The organism is Dactylosporangium maewongense, from assembly GCF_039531485.1.
GTDB classification, from domain to species: Bacteria; Actinomycetota; Actinomycetes; order Mycobacteriales; family Micromonosporaceae; genus Dactylosporangium; species Dactylosporangium maewongense.
Genome location: NZ_BAAAQD010000007.1, coordinates 147,223 through 165,316 on the forward strand (window position 1 = coordinate 147,223; position 18,094 = coordinate 165,316).

15 protein-coding genes are annotated in these 18,094 nt (G+C 70.9%); 4 read left to right on the plus strand and 11 right to left on the minus strand.

Annotated features, from left to right (window positions below; all coding sequences use genetic code 11):
• Positions 1-46: 46 nt before the first annotated feature.
• The gene (locus tag ABD332_RS19470; protein WP_344503398.1) at positions 47-3,079 is read left to right on the plus strand and encodes a hypothetical protein; all 3,033 of its coding nucleotides are present in this window, start codon (positions 47-49) and stop codon (positions 3,077-3,079) included.
• Between the two features lie 906 nt (positions 3,080-3,985).
• Here the strand turns inward: ABD332_RS19470 and ABD332_RS19475 are convergent.
• Entirely contained in the window at positions 3,986-5,095 is a 1,110-nt protein-coding gene (locus tag ABD332_RS19475) for a glycosyltransferase (protein ID WP_344503399.1), read from the minus strand.
• 108 nt (positions 5,096-5,203) lie between these two features.
• On the opposite strand from ABD332_RS19475, the gene ABD332_RS19480 reads away from it, so the two are divergent.
• Positions 5,204-5,833, plus strand: a complete 630-nt coding sequence (locus tag ABD332_RS19480) for a DUF998 domain-containing protein (protein WP_344503400.1) — start codon at positions 5,204-5,206, stop codon at positions 5,831-5,833.
• On the opposite strand, the gene ABD332_RS19485 is transcribed toward ABD332_RS19480, so the two are convergent.
• Complete coding sequence (locus ABD332_RS19485) at positions 5,811-6,338, minus strand: hypothetical protein (RefSeq protein WP_344503401.1); 528 nt, start codon at positions 6,336-6,338, stop codon at positions 5,811-5,813. The two genes, ABD332_RS19480 and ABD332_RS19485, sit on opposite strands and share 23 nt — an antisense overlap.
• Before the next feature lie 71 nt (positions 6,339-6,409).
• The gene (locus tag ABD332_RS19490; protein ID WP_344503402.1) at positions 6,410-7,579 is read right to left on the minus strand and encodes a DUF2786 domain-containing protein; all 1,170 of its coding nucleotides are present in this window, start codon (positions 7,577-7,579) and stop codon (positions 6,410-6,412) included.
• A gap of 112 nt (positions 7,580-7,691) precedes the next feature.
• Between ABD332_RS19490 and ABD332_RS19495 the strand changes: the two genes are divergently transcribed.
• Positions 7,692-8,879, plus strand: a complete 1,188-nt coding sequence (locus tag ABD332_RS19495; RefSeq protein WP_344503403.1) for an FAD-dependent monooxygenase — start codon at positions 7,692-7,694, stop codon at positions 8,877-8,879.
• Between the two features lie 46 nt (positions 8,880-8,925).
• On the opposite strand, the gene ABD332_RS19500 is transcribed toward ABD332_RS19495, so the two are convergent.
• Complete coding sequence (locus ABD332_RS19500; protein WP_344503404.1) at positions 8,926-9,867, minus strand: ADP-ribosylation family protein; 942 nt, start codon at positions 9,865-9,867, stop codon at positions 8,926-8,928.
• A 362-nt stretch (positions 9,868-10,229) separates the two neighbouring features.
• Between ABD332_RS19500 and ABD332_RS19505 the strand changes: the two genes are divergently transcribed.
• Entirely contained in the window at positions 10,230-10,760 is a 531-nt protein-coding gene (locus ABD332_RS19505; protein ID WP_344503405.1) for a hypothetical protein, read from the plus strand.
• 879 nt (positions 10,761-11,639) lie between these two features.
• Here ABD332_RS19505 and ABD332_RS19510 read toward each other — a convergent pair.
• The 7 genes from ABD332_RS19510 to ABD332_RS19540 all read right to left on the minus strand — a co-directional run bounded on the left by ABD332_RS19510 (position 11,640) and on the right by ABD332_RS19540 (position 18,022).
• On the minus strand, positions 11,640-12,515 hold the full coding sequence (locus tag ABD332_RS19510; protein WP_344503406.1) for a DUF4259 domain-containing protein: 876 nt from the start codon (positions 12,513-12,515) through the stop codon (positions 11,640-11,642).
• A gap of 162 nt (positions 12,516-12,677) precedes the next feature.
• On the minus strand, positions 12,678-13,163 hold the full coding sequence (locus ABD332_RS19515) for a hypothetical protein (protein ID WP_344503407.1): 486 nt from the start codon (positions 13,161-13,163) through the stop codon (positions 12,678-12,680).
• Between the two features lie 15 nt (positions 13,164-13,178).
• Positions 13,179-13,385, minus strand: a complete 207-nt coding sequence (locus tag ABD332_RS19520; protein WP_344503408.1) for a hypothetical protein — start codon at positions 13,383-13,385, stop codon at positions 13,179-13,181.
• Positions 13,386-13,670: 285 nt separating this feature from the next.
• On the minus strand, positions 13,671-14,147 hold the full coding sequence (locus ABD332_RS19525) for a nuclear transport factor 2 family protein (protein WP_344503409.1): 477 nt from the start codon (positions 14,145-14,147) through the stop codon (positions 13,671-13,673).
• Positions 14,148-14,297: 150 nt separating this feature from the next.
• Positions 14,298-15,257 carry an SCO2522 family protein gene (locus ABD332_RS19530; RefSeq protein ID WP_344503410.1) on the minus strand — a complete coding sequence of 320 codons (960 nt, stop codon included), beginning with the start codon at positions 15,255-15,257 and terminating at the stop codon, positions 14,298-14,300.
• Entirely contained in the window at positions 15,254-16,183 is a 930-nt protein-coding gene (locus tag ABD332_RS19535) for an SCO2523 family variant P-loop protein (protein ID WP_344503411.1), read from the minus strand. Before ABD332_RS19535 ends, ABD332_RS19530 begins: the two co-directional genes overlap by 4 nt.
• Positions 16,184-16,186: 3 nt before the next feature.
• Entirely contained in the window at positions 16,187-18,022 is a 1,836-nt protein-coding gene (locus ABD332_RS19540) for an SCO2524 family protein (RefSeq protein WP_344503412.1), read from the minus strand.
• Between the last annotated feature and the right edge of the window lie 72 nt (positions 18,023-18,094).

An 18,094-nucleotide genomic window follows, 5' to 3' on the forward strand; every position in this document is an offset into this window, starting at 1 on the left:
CATTTGACTGGCGGAAGTGTCAGACCCGGGCTCTACGATGTGCCGCATGCGACGGGTGGTGACTTCGGCTCTCCTGCTGCTGGTGCTCGGCGCGCTGGTGGCGTGGGGTGTCGGCGGCGCGCTCGGGCTGTCGTTCGCCCCGGTGTCCGTGCCGGTCGAGCGGGCCGCCGCCGCGCCCGCCACCCCGCTCGTCGCGGCGCCGGCGATCAGCGTGATCAGCGTGCCGGCCGAGCCGCGGCTCACCCTCGCCGCGAAGGCCGTCGCCGACGCGCTCGTCCGGCGCGGCCTGCCCGCGCCCGCGATCGGCCAGGAGCCCGCCGAGGGTCCCGGCATGCCGTTGCGGGTCGTCGTCGGCGTCGCGCCGTTCGGCAGCTCGCTGGAGGCCTACCGGCTCGGCGGCGACGGCACGGCGATCACGATCGAGGCCGCCGGCGTCGCGGGCGCGGCCACCGGCCTGTATGCGGTCGCCGACCGGATCCGGTCCGGCTCGGCGGTGCTGCCCGCCCCTGATCTCACCGGCGCCCCCGCCGTCTTCGCGCCGCGGCTCGGGCTGCGGCTCACCGACGCCGGGTCCGTCGGCCGGGAGCCCGACCCGGCCGCGTTCGCCGCCGGCACCGACTATTCGCTCAACACCGACGTCGTCGGCGGCGCCCTGCGGCCCGCCGCGCCGTGGGTCGACCAGGCCGCCGTCGCCCGCATCGACGCGCAGTTCCGGCAGTTCGTCGAGCACTCCCTCGCCCAGGGCTACAACGGCGTCGTCGTCCCCGGCTTCCTGGAGTATGTGACGTTCGCCCTGGTCGGCGACGGCCACGCGGTCTATCCGGCGGGCGACGACCACATCGCCCGCGCGCAGGCGCTCGTCGAGGCGTTCGGCCCCGTCTTCCGCCACGCCGCCGACCTCGGCATGCGGGTCTACCTGCTCACCGACATGCTGGCCGTGTCACCGCCGCTGGAGCGCTACCTGGAGCGGGAGTTCGGCGGGCTCAAGGTCGCCGACCCGCGCTTCTGGCAGGTGTACCAGCTGGGCCTCACCGAGCTGTTCCAGGCGATGCCCTTCGTCTCCGGCCTCATGGTCCGCATCGGCGAGGGCGGCGACGTCTACCGGCAGCCCGGCTGGGACTACTCGTCGAAGCTCGCCGTCACCGGCGTCGACGCGGTCCGCGCCATGCTGCGCGCCCTGCTCGGCACCGCCGGCACCGCCGGCAAGGACCTGATCTTCCGCACCTGGACCGTCGGCGTCGGCGCCGTCGGCGACCTGCACACCAACCCGGCCTCCTACGAGGAGGTCCTCGGCGGCATCGACGACCCGCACCTCATCGTCTCCACCAAGTACACGCTCGGCGACTTCTACAGCCACCTGCCCTTCAACGGCACGCTGGAGACCGGCACGCACCGGCGGATCGTGGAGTTCCAGGCGCGGCGCGAGTTCGAGGGCTTCGGCGCCCTGCCCAACGACCTGACCGGCCTGCACCAGCAGGCGCTGCGCCGCTTCCTGGCCGCCAACCCGCACGTCGAGGGCGTCTGGACCTGGACGCAGGACGGCGGCCCGCTGCGCGCCGGCCCGATGACGCTCTACCTGCGGACCGGCTTCTGGCAGCTGTATGACCTCAACGCCTACACGCTGGGCCGCCTCGCCCACGACCCCGACGCCCCGGCCGAGCAGCTGACCGCCGACTGGGTCCGCCAGACGTTCTCGTCCGACCCCGCGACCGTCGCCGCCGTCTGCGAGATGCTCGCCCTCTCCCGCGAGGCGGTCACGAAGGGCCTCTACATCGGCGCCTACGCCGACCACTCCGTCCGCGCCCTGGGCCTCGAGCCGCCACCCATGATGTGGATCTTCGAGTGGGACATCGCCACCGGCGACTCGGCCGCCCTCACCAGCATCTACGCCGTGACGGCCGCCTCGGGTGCCGTGGACGCGGCGGTGGCCGAGGGGGAGCGGGCCGTGGAGGTCGCCGCGCGGATGCGCGCCCTGATCACCGCGACCGACCCGGCCACGTGGCGCGATCCGGTGCTGCGGGCGAAGCTGCTCGACACCCTGACCTATGAGGCGGATCTGTTCGGCACGCTCGGCGCGTACCGCACGATGGTCCTGCGCCACGTCCAGTGGCTCGACACCGGCTCCTCCGCCGCCTACGACGCGTGGCGCGCGGCGGAGCGCCGCTACGAGTCGGCCCGCGACGCCCACGTCACCCGCTACGGCGGCGACGTCGACCTGCCCGCCTACAACTTCACCGCCGCCGACCTGGGCGCAACCCGAGCCGACCGCGACCCGCTCATGGCCTGGCTGGCCAGGGCCCTCTTCGTCCTCCTGCTGGCCGCCCTGGTCGCCGGCGCGATCCTCCGCCGCCCGGCCGCCCTGCACGCCCTCTGGACCGGCGCCACCCGCCCGTGGCGCGTCGCCCACCTCGACGCCGCGGTCTCCGGCACCGACCGCTTCCTCGTCCTGGCCGTGCCCGCCACGGCCCTGATCCTGAGCCGCTTGGTCTACACCTGGTTCGCCGCCCCCGCCCACCTCGTCCTGACGCTCGGCGCGTGGCTGCTGTTCGCCCTCACCGCCCGCCTCCTGCTCGGCCGCCGTGACCCCTTCCACCTGTGGGCCACCATCGGCGGCGTCGCCCTCCTGCGCTCCCTGCTCCTGCTGGCGGCTCTCGCCGTCCGCGGCCCCGGCCACTACTGGCTGGAGTTCTGGACCGCCCCCACGGTCCGGGCGGTCTACATCTGCGTGGCGTTCGCCGCCTTCGGCTGGCTCTTCGTGGCCACCACCCTCGTCCTCCGCGACCACTACCACCTCCGCCGCCGCCACGTCACCGCCACCCTGCTGCTCGTCGCCGGCACCCCCCTCACCCTGCTCGGCGCCCTCGTGACGGCCATCGGCCTGGAGCGCGCCCTCACCTTGTGGAACGACCAGCTCGCCCTCCTCCCGTGGGGCCTGTCCCGCATCCTCGGCATCACCGTCTACCTCGGCATCCCACCCACCCTGCCAGCCGCCGCCACCACCACCGGCGCCCTCCTCACCGCAGCCGGCACCACCCTGCTCCTGCTCCGCCGCCGTCGTTTCCCGACCCCCGCGCAGTGACCCCTTCCCACCACCTGCCACCGCTGCCCTGTGCGCTGCCGCTGCCCTGTGCGCTGCCGCTGCCCTGCGCGCCACCGCTGCCCAGCGTGCTGCCGCTGTTTGGCATGCAGCCGCAGCCCAGCCCGCCGTCACTGCCCAGCGTGTTGTCGCCGTCCAGCCCGTTCGGCGCATAGCCCGCTGCCGCTGTGTGTGGTTACCCCCGCCGCAGCGCAGTCGCCCCGCCCCATGCCGCCCGCCCCGTGCCGCCCGCCCCGTGGGCCTGTCCCGCATCCTCGGCATCACCGTCTACCTCGGCATCCCACCCACCGTGCCAGCCGCCACCACCGGTGCCCTCCTCGCCGCGACTGGCGCCGCCCTGCTCCTGCTCCGCCGCCGCTCCCCGCGCAGTAACCTCTGCCGCCGTCCACCCCGTTCCATCTCCCAGCCTGTCGCCGTTGCCCGGGCGTGCCGTCGCAGTTCAGCCCGTTGCCGCCCAGCCTGCTACCGCCGCCCGGGTCGAGCTGGCCCCGCGTCGAGCTGGCTCGCGCGCCGGCCCCCTGCCCCTTGTCTGCCGCCGCTTGCCGGCCCCGGCGCAGTGACCTCTCCAGTCGCCGACCCGTTCCATTTCCCAGCGTGTTGCCGTTGCCCGGGCGTGCCGTCGCAGTTCAGCCCGTTCAACGCACAGCCCGCGAGCGCTGGCGTGGTTACCCCCGCTGCAGCGCCGCGCCACGCGGTTGTGCTGGTTCGCGTTGCGACTGCTGCGTTCGACGAAGTGGTGGCCGTCGGCATCGATCCAAGGAGGGATCTGGTCGTGGGGGCGGCCAGATCTGTCCATGGATCAAGGTGGGTCGGCGCGGTCATGGCGTTGGGTGGGTGGGCTTGATCGACAGGTGGTCTGGCTGTGGGGGTGGCGGATCTGCTGTTCGATCAACCGTGGGGGGAGGTGGTCAGGGTGGTGAGGACGGTGGGGGCGTCGGGCATGGTGGTGAGGTCGGTGCGGGCGGCTGCGGCGGCTGCGGTGAACGTGGGGTTGGTCAGGAGTTCGGTGAGGCGGTCGGTGATCGCGGCGCCGGTGACCTCGGCGGGGTGGAGGGCCAGGCCGGTGCCTGAGAGCTCGATGGCCTCGGCGTTGGTGAACTGGTCGCCGCCCTGTGGCAGGGCCAGGTGGGGCAGGCCGTGGGCGAGGGAGCCGAACATGATGCCGGCGCCGGCCTGGGAGACGACGGCGGTGCAGCGGGGGAGGAGCAGGGTGTGCGGCAGGTACGGGGCGAGCACCACGTGCGCAGGCTGGCGGCCGAAGCCGGCGGGGTCGACGTCGGGGCCGACGGTGGCGACCACGTTCACGGGCAGCGCTGACAGGGCGGCGATCGCGGTGTGCAGGACGTTGCGGTTGGCGTGGAAGACGGTGCCGAGGGTGAGGTGGACGGTCTGCTCGTACGGCAGCGAATCGAGGGAAGCGGGCAGCTGTTCGGAGCCGGAGGGGGTGCCGGCGACGGGGCGCAGCGGGAGCGTGGTGGGCCAGATCCGTCCGGCAGCGGGGTCCGCGGGGCGCAGGGACGGCGGGCACAGTTCGAGGTACGTGGCGGCGCGGTGACCGGCGCTCGTGCCGGGCACGCCGAACTGGTCGAACAGGCCGTCGAGGACGGGGCCGAACGCGGCCCAGAGCCGGATCGGCGGCATGATGCCGATGCCGTGGACGACGTGGCGGGCGCCGGTCGCGGCGGCGGCGACCGGGCCGGACAGCTCGGTGTCCTCGGAGATCACGAGGTCGGGCTTCCAGTCCAGGGCGCGCGGGATGAGGTCGGCCGCGCGGGCGCGGGCGGTCGAGGCGAAGTACGCGAGCCAGTCCGTCCCGGGACCGCCGCCGGCCTCGTGGTGTGAGGGGCCGACGGCCCAGGTGGGGACGGTGAGGCGGGCGGCCATGTCGGGGCCGGTCGCGACCACGACGTCGTGGCCGGCGGCGCGGGCGGCGAGGACCAGCGGCAGGACCGGGTTGACGTGGCCGAACATCGGGCACGCGGTGAAGAGGATCCGCATACCCCGCGTCCACGCACCGCCGCCTGGACCGGTTCAACGGACGTGTCGAAAAACCGGGGAGCCGTTCGACGCGTCAGTGAGCGAAAACGCAACCGGAAGGATCCGATCATGCTCGACACCGTCAGCACCGACCGAGTCAGCACCCTCAGCGCCCTGGCGAACGCCGGGATCCTCGCGGCGCCCCTGTTCACCGTCGCGGCGGTCGTGCAGGCGGCCACCCGCGACGGGTACGACATCACCCGCCACCCCGTCAGCATGCTCGCCCTGGGCGACCTCGGCTGGGTGCAGACCACCAGCTTCGTGGTGGTGGGGCTGCTCAGCGTGGCGGCGGCCGCCGGTACAGGAGCCGCGAAAGCCACAAGAGCACTGCACGCGGCCATCGGGGTGGGGCTGCTCATCGCGGCCGTGTTCCGGATGGACGCGAGCGACGGCTTCCCGCTCGGCACCCCCGAGGGTCGCCTGACCACGATGAGCGGCCACATGATCGTGCACAATGCCGGCGCCAGCGTGTCGTTCTTCTCGATGATCGCGCTCTGTTTCGTGCTCGCGGCCGGGTTCCGCCGGACCGGCCAGGTCGGCTGGGCCGTTTCAGGGCGTTTCGCGGGTGTACTGTTCGCGCTCGGCCTCGCGTGGGCGATGACCGGCGGCACCGGCGGAGCACTGACCCTGTTCCTCGGCGTCGCCATCGCCTGGAACTGGATCGCGGCAGCGACCCTCAGGCGGCGCCGGCAGGCATAGCGGCGGCGGGGCGGCCGAGCGGCAGCAGACCCGCGAACAGCAGGACCGCCGCGAGCGGGATCAGGTCCAGGTTCACCCCGATCGCCGCGAACGCCGCCACCACCAGCGCCGGGCTCCACCACGGCGCGCGCCGCGCCAGCACCAGCAGCACCAGCAACGCCAGCATCCCGAGCTGGAACAGTGCCGGGCCGACGACCTGCAGCGCGTCCGGCAGCCCGGGGAACGACGCGAAGATGTCCCCGACGATCACCCACAGGAAACAGCCGGCGCCGAAGAGCGCGGCGGCGACCGCCGGCAGGGCGACACCCCGGTGCCGGTGCAGCGCCCGGTAAGCGTGCACGGTCAGCGCCGCCAGCAGCACGAACGCGATGAAGAAGCAGACGTGCCCGACGTTCCACAGGGCGCCGTCCTTGTCGTGGTGGCCGTCGCGCCCGTCGATGAGCCGGAGGGTGCCGTAGACGAACAGCAGGACGGGGGCGCCGAGGCGTACCAGCAATGGGGTCATACAGGCAGGTTCGCAACGATCGATCCCGAGCGGCATCAGGGCGCGACCCCGGCGGGACCCTGAGAATCCTCTCAGCTCCGGTGCAGCGCCGCCCGGTCGGCGGCGGCGCGGCCGGAGTCCCAGCCCTCGTCGCTGTCCACTCTGGTGCCGCGGCCGCGGACGGTACGCGGGAACACCCGCTCCATCGTCTCGCGCACCTGCGCGTCCCGGGCGGCGAGGACCGGCAGCAGGTCGGAGGCGGTGTCCGGGGGGAGCGCGGCGGACGCGACGGCCTGGCTGAGGCGCTCGCCGATCCGGACGGCGAACCCGACGAGGAACGACTGGCGGAACGTCTTCAGCCGCGCTCGCCCCGCCTTGCCCCCGGGTGGCTCCGCCGCGGACATGGCCCGGTTCGCCTGTACCAGCAGCGACGTGTGCAACAGGTCGACCGCGTCGATGTCGGTGTCGAACCCGAACACGGTCGCGAACCCGAGCTCCGGCGACCACACCGCATGGCAGCGGTTCGCCCCCGCGACGGCGTCGAGCAGGGCGGCCTTCTCGCTCTCGTACGGGTGGTCGACGCCGATCCGCCGGGCGAACGGCACCACGTCCGTCGCGGCGCCGCGGGCGACGAGCAGCGCCTCGTCGATGCTGTGCCGGGCGACGAGCTCCTGCGCCTTCGCCGTGTAGGTCTCCGCCTCCGCCGGGTACGTCGTGGACTCCGCCTTCGCGAGCAGCGCCCGCACCCTGTCCAGCAGCCGCACGTCGACATTGCTCGGTCTCGCGGCCGCCGCCTGTACGGTGCCGGGCGGCGGGGCCAGCACCTCGATCGGCGGCAGGGTGCGCAGGATGCCCAGCAGCACCAGCACCGTGTCGAGCACCTCGACCCGGTCGACCCGCCACCGCGCGGCGAGCCCGTCGAGGTAGCGCTCGTCGGCCCCCCACCAGACGGTCGCGCCGAGCGCGTCGGCCTGGGCCCGCCAGCGCGGGTCGACCAGCGCGGGCTTGAACTGCCGCAGGTGCGCCGCGACGGCGTCGGTCACGAGCTGGGTGTGCGCCACGGTGCCGCGCCGCCCCGCGACCCGGTGCAGCTCACCGGGCTGCCAGCCGCGCTCGAACAGCCGCGAGCAGGCGGACCGCACGGCGGCGAAGAGCGCCGGGTCGACGTCGGCGGCGGGCGCGACGGTCAGCGCGTCGAGCCCGCGCTCGTACCCGACGCTGCCGTCGAGCACCGCCTTGATCTGTTCGTCCGCCGTACGCACCGGGCAAGGCTACCCGGCCGTCCCGGGCCGCCTTTCGTTCATCCACCGCGGTGATAGGCTCCCGTCGCTGTTCCGCAATACCGACAAGCAGGACGCGAGTCGAGAGGGCACCATGACGTCACGGGTCGTAGTCATCGGATCTGGGATCGGTGGCCTCACCGCCGCGATCGCCCTGCACGCTGATGGTCATGAGGTCGAGGTGTACGACCAGGCCGCCACCTTCAGCGCGATCGGCGCGGGCGTGTCGCTCGGCGCCAACGGCACCCGGCTGATGGACGCCCTCGGGCTCGGCCCGGCGCTGCGCGAGGTCGGCTCCGACCTCCAGCGCATCCAGTTCCACGAGTGGCGTACCGGCGAGATCTTCTACGAGCACCCCATGGGCGACTGGTACACCGCCCGCTTCGGCGCCCCGTTCCTCGGCCTGCACCGCGCCGACCTCCAGCAGGTACTGCTCGACGCGTTCCGCGCCACCGGCGGCGAGGTCCACCTCGGCAAGCGCTGCGCCACGATCGCCGAGACGCCCGACGACGTCACCATCACCTTCGCCGACGGCACGACCACCACCGCCGACGTCCTCATCGGCGCCGACGGCGTCCGCTCGACCGTCCGCCAGCACGTCGCCGGCCCCGACGAGGCCGTCTTCGCCGGCATGAGCTGCTTCCGCGGCCTCGTCCCGATCGACAAGGTCCCCGGCGGCTCCTCCATGGGCCTCACGTTCTTCCTCGGCCCCACCAGCCACCTCGTCGTCTACCCCGTCCGCCGCGGCGAGCTGATCAACTTCGTGGCCTACACCCGCGACGCGGCCTGGACCGACGAGTCCTGGTCCGCGAAGGGCGACGCGACCCAGGCGGTCGCCGCCTTCGAAGGCTTCAACGACACCGTCCTCACGATGCTCGGCGCCGTCGAGGACACCGGCCGCTGGGCCCTCTTCGACCGTGAGCCGCTGCGCCAGTGGAGCACCGGCCGCGTCACCCTCGTCGGCGACGCCGCCCACCCGATGCTTCCCCACGCCGGCCAGGGCAGCAACCAGGCCGTCGAGGACGTCGCCGTCCTCGCCCATTTCCTGCGCCGCGACCTCCCGGTCAACGAGGCCCTCGCCGCGTACGAGACCCTCCGCAAACCCCGCGCCCGCCAGCTCCAGCTCGGCTCCCGCGGCAACGCCAAGTGCTTCCAGGTCCCCGACGGCCCCGAAGCCCAGGCCCGCAACGAACGCCTCACCAACCTCCCCGAGATGGTCAGCTGGATCCACGCGTACGACGCCCACGCCGACCTCCAGCAATCGGAGAAGGTCCCCACCTGACTCCACCCCACGCCCTCCTCGTTGAAACCCGTTGCAGCGTAAGGGTTCAGGGCGCGAGGACGTCCACCGATCGCAGATTGCGGTTCGCGTGGTGCACCTCGGCGATGTCGGCCAGGGCGTCGCGGCCCAGCGCCCGGTATGCGCCCACGAGCAGCTCCGTCGCCTCGGCCCGGTGGTCGTCGGCGTCGAACCAGTGCAGCTCGCGGCCCACGACGAGCGCGTACGCGGGCTGGCCGGCCGCCAGCTCGGCGCGAGCCTCGGCGATGATCGACGCCGCTGTCTCCGGGTCGCGGTACAACGTGATGCGCTCGTCCGCGCGGCCCGCACGCGGGTCGCCGGCGTCCGGTGGCAGGGCCGGTCCGATCGTGACGCCGCCGTCCGGGCGGTCGGCCGTCGCCCAGCGGCGCGGACCGTCCTGCGCGAGCGCCTCGGCGTCCGCGTCGGCGAAGGCGTTCAGCGCGTCCTCGGCCGGCTCGAGCGGCTCCGCGCCCTCGTAGTGCGCCGGGTCGTCGCGCTCGCGGTCGCTGCGGACCTTCTGCAGCAGGCCGTACGTCTGGCCGAGCATCGTCACCCAGCCGTTCGTCCAGGTCTCCGCGGTGTCGCGGGCCCAGTTGTACGCGACGAAAGTGGGCAGGTCGGCGGGATCGTCGTACCACAGGCCGTAGTGCAGGCCGTCCGAGTCGCCGCCCATGATCGTGACGAGCTCGGGCGGGTCGCGCCGGTAGCGGTGATCCAGTCGCTCGTCCAGGCCGTCGCGCGCACTCAGGGACAGGCCGCCGTCGGCGAACAGCGCCGCGATGCCCCCTGTGCGCAGGCCGAGTCCTCCCCAAACCGCCGATCGCTCCGCGCCGTCGAGGCTGTGCCAGAAGGCGGCGAAGACCGCGACGTGGCGCGGCAGGCGAAGGTTGTAGACGCGGCGGAAGCGCTCCTCGACGAGCGGGAAGCGCTCGCCCATCAGCGCGAGCGCCGCCCGCTGGTCATCACGCACCCGCAAGTCCTACCAGACCAGCGTCCGAGCCCCTGACCCTGGAGCATGCCGCCGCGCTGCTCAATGCCGCCGAGGGCGCAAGGTGCCAGGCCGGCGAAGCGGTGGACGCAGCCGCGCAGGTGCGCTCCCTGGCTCACTCCAGTACGGAGAAGCCGGGGCTTCGGCGTGTCCAGGTTGGGTGCGGCGGCCCGCCAGGTCCGCCTTGAAGACGTGGCAGGTCGCAGACAGAACGTCAGAGGCCGGTGTCCGGTCCCGGTGTCGTACTCCGCTTGATGGGTTACAGGTGGGCTTCGCTCGATGGGTTACACCTGGGAGATGATCCGCCCACGTCGGCGCGGCGACGTGTTGGACATACTGTCGCCGTGAAGGAGTGGGTCAGCGGAACCAAGAGCCGGTATCTGGTTCTCCATGACTACGGCATGGGCGGCCTGTGGTGGTGGGTCTGGGCGCGGTCGCCAGAGGACATCCTCGACGCCGTCGCCGAGGTCGAGGTCGTCACCGACGACACGATCGTGCAGCGGATGGGCTCCGATGAGCTTGACGAGGTCGACCTCGATGCACTGCCCGGCAGCCCGCTGGCTGACCTTCATGAACAGCGTTTGGCTCATCGAGATCTCCCCGGCTACGGCGTTCTCGCAAACCGCGGTCTGTTGTATCTCCGTGACGCGTCGCCTGACTACGACGGCGTCGTGCACCTCGCGGAGTTAGGACCAGATGGTCGCCGCCTTCGTGCGGTCGAGCAACGCCCCGACGGTGACTGCCTCCGAACTGATGATTGGCCGTTCAATCCGCCCATCGACCTACGCGATCCCCAGTACGTCCCGATGCAGATCAGTGCCGAGGCATTCGAGGACGCCTGGCGACGCGCGCGACCCGACGCGGACGCCCCCTAGATCGTTGTCGGCGCGGTGGATGAGCAGAGCCCGGTCCTAGTAGTCGAGCACGAACGCGGTTACGGCGACCACGCTGCTGTTCGGCTTGGGGGCCTGGGCGTCGTTGACGTGCTCGATGCGGGCCATGCATCGAGCATGCCGCCAGTCCTCGGGCCAGACCGCGCGCGAGTGTGACAGGACGTGGTTGAAGCTGGAGACGTAGTTGCCAAAGATCTTGCCAGCCTTGCTGGCCGTCGTGTCGCCGATGCCCTCGTCGGCGCCTCGCTGGGCGACATGGGTGCTGTCGGGGTCACCGAGCAGGATCTCAACCTTCGCGCTGTCGGGCTACTTGTAGGCCCACGTTGTAGGTGATGAAGCGCTGGCACCAGGGCGCCGGACGAGTCGGTGGCTGCCGACATGCTTGCCTGGTCACCAGCCGAGCTGGAGCCAGGAAGCTGGACCCCAACGATGGCACGCGGAAGCGTCGGTCCTGCCGCGCGAAGCGCAGGCAGTGCGAGCACAGCGAGCATGGGGGGTGCGGGGTGGGAACCCCCCACTGGGGAGCAGGCGAAGCCTGCGCGGATGACACCACGCGACGAACGCGAAAACGGCCCCCGCCGTTGAGCAGGGGCCGTCCGTCGCGGTGGGCGATACTGGGATCGAACCAGTGACCGCTTCGGCGTGGACAAGGTCAACTTCTCCCGCAGGCCTCCGAGTATGCGGGAATCCGCAGGTCACGGCGTATGCCTGCGTTGGTTCGCCAGGGTCCTCTTCAGCCTACTGGGCAAGATCGTCTCCCAGATTTCTCCCAGAGTCGGGCAGGGGTGACATCTGCCGACGCGACCCGAACGACCGCCTGGGAGTCGCCACCACCTTGCCGGCCGACGAGGAACGTCCGAGTCAGTGACCGGCACGCTCAAGGACGGACCGGATTGGTGCAAGCACGCCGACGAGTTCCTCGAAACGGCTGTTCTCTTCCCAGAGCGAGCGCCACTCGGAGTTCTCGGCGACGACTCGGTCCAATGCGCGCAATGCGAGGGGCGGAAGATCGGTCGGTACGTCGAACCCGCCATCTGCGGTGATGAAGTCGGCACCCAACGACGCCGTCGTCGGTCCGCCAGGCAGTTGCGACGCGAGAATTGCGGCTGCCGCGATGGCCTCGACTGCGAAGTCGCTGTCAAGGTACGAGTCACCCTGCTTGAGCACGGCGGTGAACGTGCGACGGATGAGTCCGCCGCGCTCGTGCGGGGTGCAATGCTCCAGATCGTTGCGCCAGTCCAACGCGCTGTCGTTCTGGAACGGACCTATGCCCCACGCGCCCATACGGTTGCCTTCCCTCAGCCACTGCCCCGACCGGCGATCATCGTAAGAGTGCCCGTTCACCCTGACCAGCACACAGGTCGTCGTCGCCTCCGCGACAAAGGTCCGACCGGGAGGGCTCGGAGCCACCCCCGGGCGATCGAGGTCTACCGCACCGTCAACGCCACCGGTCTGATCGGCCTCGCCGGCCGCCAACACCCCGTCGGCTACCACTTCGCCGGCCGCCGGCTGACCGTGCGTCTCGACGGCGGCCTGCTGCAGCTGATCGCCGACGGCGTCCTGCTGCGCAACCTGCCCAACCCGCTCACCCCCGCCGAACAGGTCCGCATCCGCGACGCCCGCCCCGCCAGGCCACCACCGACCCCAGCGGCCGAACCCGTCCGCGTCCAGCGGCGGGTCAGCTCCCGAGGTTCCCTCACCATCGCCCGGCAACGCGTCCACGTCGGGATGGTCCACGCCGGCCGCACCGTCACGGTCGAGTCCGACGACTACACGTTCCGGGTCTACGACGGCGACGAACTACTCACCGAGGCCGCCTGCACCACTCGGCCGATCGCCCGATTCAAGGTTCGTAAACCCGAACCACCGAACCACCGCGCCGCAAGCGATGATCGAATCTTAGAACGGAAGGAGCCCGTCGACCTCGACGGGCGGTTGGTGGGGCACCGTGAACAGGTAATCCCGCAAGTCTGCCTCGTACTTGTGAAGGTCGTCGGGGTTGGCCGCCGCGACGGACAACATCTGGATCTCGTCGCCCGGGATGCTGTATCCCACCGGCGGCGGACACATCTGTGCCAGCGCATCTTGACTACACAGAAGCTGTGTCGATGGGTCTTGGTTGGCCAGGTGAGGAAAGCCTAGAGGCACGAACCAGTTCGATAGGTAGCTCTGGGCAACCCGCCTCGGGACCATGACCACGAACCGGGCCGCAGCACCGAGCATGGCCTCGTCGATCGTGCAGTGCAGCAGGAACCGCCTCAGCGTCTCCCCGGTCGCCTGCCACGGGTCCTCGGTGGGATAACCGGTCACGAACACGGCCGGCTGTTCATCGTCCGGATCGACGGCCCAGTAGTAGCTGCCCTGGTTCTCCATCCAGAAGGTCATCATTCCGTCGTCGGATCAAACGAGTCTGGACAGCTCAACGGGGCGGTTATGAAACATGACCGCAACTCCGGTCGAGGCGACCGCATCGTGCCAGTCGACAAGCTCCCGCGGGATCAGGTCAGACTCCAGCGCGATCGCCGGTCGACCGGCTGTGGTCGCTCCGTACCAGCGGCGCAGAAAGACTCGCACGCTGTCGCTTCGGGGATCGATGAGCTCGCGCACACCCGGGACCCTACGCGCGCCGTGAGCCTCCGCCGAAGCCGCCTAGTTTCTGAAGGAGGTCCCACCACCTGGAAACCGTCGCCGCCTCCGGGTACCGTGACCCACGCAAGATCGTCTAGCCGGACGTGTCACCCACGTTCCGAGACTGATCTGTCACGCACGTCCTGAGACGCGACAACGGACAGCCCGACACGATGTCTCGGCATGCCAGCGTGGGCTCGACAGAACTCGGCACTGGGTGTCCCTGGCCTGTGCCGTAGCTTGCCCGACATCCCTGCTGTGATGTCAGTCGGGGATTTCGTTGACCTCGCCGGGTCCTTCGGCTGGCGGCAACGGTGCGAGGTCGAAGGGGCGGACCACCCGCCGGTGCGCGATGCGCCAGAGTCCATCGTCGTAGTGGTATTCATCGTCATAGGTGCCACCACCGGCGATCCAGCGACGGTCGGGTAGCTGGACCAGGACGACGACGTCGCATCGGCCAGTTGCCGAACCGCCGTCGATGGTCACTACATGATTGGCGGTGGCGTGCTGCATGATCGGGAAGGTGTTCCATTGAGACTGCACCGCCGCGCAGATGGCGTCGAGTCCGATGAAGGTCCGGTCAGGGCCGGTCTCCCATACGGCATCGGCGGTCCAGACCGACGCCCACCGTGGCATGTCTCGGTGATCCGCGCCGATGCAGTAGTCGTGCGCTAACCGGCGCAAGGCGAGCTCAGCCTCCACTCGCTCCAACCGCCGAGCCAGTTCTTCGATCGTCGCCATGGCCGTAGGCTACCGACGGCGCATCCGCGCCGTGTGTTGCTTGGGCAGCTGGCGTTGCTGACGCATCTGTTGGAGCGGCGCGGCCGGTCGGTGCTGTTCGAGTCCCTCGCCGGCGACGCGGCCCAGGCGATCCCGCCGCTGGTATGCGGTTTACGGGAACGCGTACCTGATCCGCTCGATGAGCGTGGCCGGCAGCTCGATGCCCTCGGCGCGGGCGCGGGTGGCCAGCTGCTCCAGGACCGCCGCCTCGACGGAGGTCTGGCCGAGGATCGTGCGCACCGCCGTCTCGACCGGCACGAAGCGGCCGCTCAGGATCGAATAGGTCTGGTACGCGCTGAACGGGTCGGCCTGCTCGTTGAGCCTGACGATCGCCGGCAGCTGCTCCCACTCGGCGGGCAGGTCGCCGTGCCACCGTGCCGGCCTGGCCGGGTCCTCGCTCTGGTACCGCAGCATGCCGAGGCGCAGCAGCTGCCAGACCGCGGCGAGCAGCGGGCACGACCAGAGCCGGCCGCCGGGCTCGTCGCTCCACAGCTCCACGTCGAGGAAGATCGAGTGCCGGTTGGCCGCGTTCTCCTGCGGCTTCTGCCACTTCGCGGCACCGTTCATCGCCGTGGGCACCGACTGCGGCGAGCGCACCCCGTTGCACAGCCAGCCGGACTCCGACGACGGCGGCCGCCAGCCGTTGGTGAGCGGCGGCGGGTCGTCGACGATCCGGGAGACCAGCATGTCCGCCAGCGGGATGCCGCGGTCGGTGGTCGCGCAGCCGGACTCGCGGGCCAGGTAGTCGATCGTCAGGCCCGCCTCGGCCGCGGCCTTGACCAGCAGCGGGATCAGCTCGGCCGGCGTGCTGAAGCGGGTGAAGTAGTCGTCGACGAGGAAGCAGGTGCTGATCCGGGGGCGGGTGCGGCCGGCCCGGCGGGCGGCGGACTGCCGCGCCGCCTCGACCCAGGGCGCGATCTCGGCGAAATGCCGGCGCATCGCGTCGATGTCGCCGCCGTTGAACTGCTCGGCGTAGAGGTGGCCCAGCTCGATCGAGACGTGGGACAGCGGGATCGACGCGACCTCACGCTGCGCGACCGACTCCCGGAACACCACCTCAGATACGCTCATGGCGTCCCCCAAGCGGAGTCGATCATGATCTTTTCCGCGAGCAGCTCGAATGCGTCCACGGTCGCCGCATTCGCGATCATGCGGTCTGAAACGTCGTTGTCCGAAATAAGCTGTTCCCGCCACTGTAGCACGGGATCGAGCGGGACTTCGCCAAGCGTCAATGTCCGACCGACCTTCTGCTGGTTGGCCAATTCCAGCAGATCCTGATGTACCTCTTTCAGCCACGACGCCTGCGCCGGCCGCAGCCCCTCCAGGTTCGCCGATTCCTCGGGCCCGTCGGGATTGACCACCGCCGTCCGGACGAATCGCAGCGAATTGGTGAGGTGCTCCGGCTTGTGCTCGTAGTGCTTGCCGACCGCGAGAATGCCGCCCTCGCCGTACACGAGGTTGGCCGCCGCGAGCACGTGCTGCCGGGTCCACCGGTGGAAGATCAGCCACCGCTGCCCGACGTTCTGCAGCTCCGGCCGGGCGGTCGCGGCGAGGACCATCTCCGTGGCGTAGGAGCGGCCCGAGCTCAGGTCGATCAGCGCCAGGTCGAACTCCTCCTCCACCTGGAGGAAGAGCTTGACGCAGCGGTCGACGATGTCCTTGTCGATCGGGAACTCGCCCTTGCCGCGGTCGCCGGGGAACAGCACCATCCGGCCCGCTTGCGCCGGCCGCTGCCGCAGGCTCTTGCGGTCGGACTCGGCCCACACGTCCAGCCGCTCCGGGCTGGGCCGCGAGCCGTCCAGGTAGGAGTGCAGCCCGCCGCGGCTGGTGCCGCGCAGGATCGAGTTGATCTGGAAGATGGCGCCCGTGGTCGGCGAGCCGAAGTCGAAGTCGAGGTAGCACACGTCGTTGCCCGCCAGGGCGCTGCGGTAGACGAGATTGCTGCTGGTGACCGACCGGCCCGTGCCACCCTTGTCCGACGCCGCGAAGACCAGCATGCGTCAGTCCTCGGAGACGTTCTTGCGGGCGTTCTCGAGCTGGTCGAGCTTCTGCAGCGCCTCGATCGTCAGCGCCGTGGAGGTGCCCGGCCGCGACGACACCAGCTCCCGGGCGCGCAGCAGGTCGGCGCGGACCCGCTGGAGCTCCCGGCTCAGCGGTCCACGGCCGTCGATCGACCCGGCCAGCAGTTCCTTGTCGAACAAGTGGTCCGCCTCATTCAGAAGGTCGAGCGCCAGGCTGTGCAGCGCGTCGCTGCGCAGCGTCGGCCGGACCACCGTCTTCGCGGCGGCGACGAGCGCCTGCACCACGCGGACGGTGTAGTACCACGAGGGCAGATCGTAGTGCGTGTCGATCCCACCGAAGGCCGAACTCGGCTGGTCCCACAGGCCCTGGCCCGGCGCGTCGTTGATCCTGCGCCGCCCGAGGTGGTCCCACACCCGGTCGGCGAGGTCGATCAGCTCCGACCGCTTCTGCGCCTCGCCGAGCAGGCCGGCGATCGCGTGCGTGCGCTGCATGAGCAGCGCGGCGAACTCGGTGATCGGCCAGTGCAGCGGCGGGCCGACCGTCTCGGTGCCCTCCAGGTTGAGCAGCACGCCCGGCACGTGCAGCAGCAGCATCGGGTCGTCCTTGAGCGGACGGGTGATCAGCCGGGCCCGCTCGGCCAGGTTGATCAGCACGTCGCCGATCCGGCTCAGCTCCGTGTCGGAGCCGCGTTCGCGGGCGAGACCCTTCACGGCGAGGGAGGTGACCAGCAGGGTGAAGTAGACGGACTCCACGTCGTCCACCGTGCGCCACGGGATGTCCTCGACCGGCCACCGGCCGGTGCCGAACGTCGCCACGGCCGCCCAGTAGGACCGGGTCAGGTCGTACCGCAGCTGCAACGCCTGCGCGAGCCGCAGCTGCTCCTCGTTGAGCAGGTTCAGGATGCGCGTGCGTTCGGACTGCAGGTCCTCGATCGCGTCGAGGGCGGTGACGGTGAAGTACAGGTAGGGCTTGTCGATCGCGATCCCGTCGGGCTGGCGGCCCACGTCCTCGACGGTCTCGATGACCGGCGCGTTGGCCACGACGCCCCACGACCAGCCACACTCGAAGAGCCGGTCGGACTGGGCGAGGTCCTCCGGCGCGTTGCCGGAGCCGATCGTCACGTTGCTGAAACTCGCGATCGTCTCGCGCAGCTCCCGCCGCAGCTGGGAGACGACGGCCCGGGCCGGTAACCCGCTCTGGTTGATCGTGCCGTAGAGGATCCGGCCTTCCTCGTCGTCGGCGGTGAAGACGTTGACGGTGAAGCTGCGCAGCAGCCCGATCATCGCCGCGCTGAGGCGGACCTGGGCGCGCGCCTTGAGATCCTGGAGGTCGGCCCTCACCTGCTCGCGCTGGGTCTCCGGCTCATAGACCGTCACAAATCCCAATGTGGCCAGTGACAGTGTCATCGACGTCGAATACGAGTCGACGATCGACAGCTCCACCTGGTCCTTGGTGACCTCGACGCCGGGCCGGGTCTTGAAGTAGCTGCCACCGGCGAAGACCGGCGTGCCGGTCTCCTTGTCGGAATAGGTGGTGAAGTACTCCCGGAGCAGCCCGATCAGGTAGGGCGCGATATCCGTCGCGCCGCCCATCGGCCGCAGGGCGGTGATCATCGCCTCGCTGGTCTCGTCGGGCCGCTCCAGCCGGAACGTGTCGACCTGGGTCGCCGGCAGCAGGAGGCACAGCAGTTGCTCCGCGTCGCTGATCGAGTTGCGCCCGTCGCGCCCGCCCCATTCCCAGGTCTTGTTTCTCAGGGAATTGCGGACCACGGCCTTCCAGATCGACAACAGCTCCTGACGCGGATGGACCCTCATCGACCGCACCACCATCTGTTCGGCGGCGCGCCGTCGGCACCGCACTCGTGAGAGTCGCAGTCTATTGGCGCC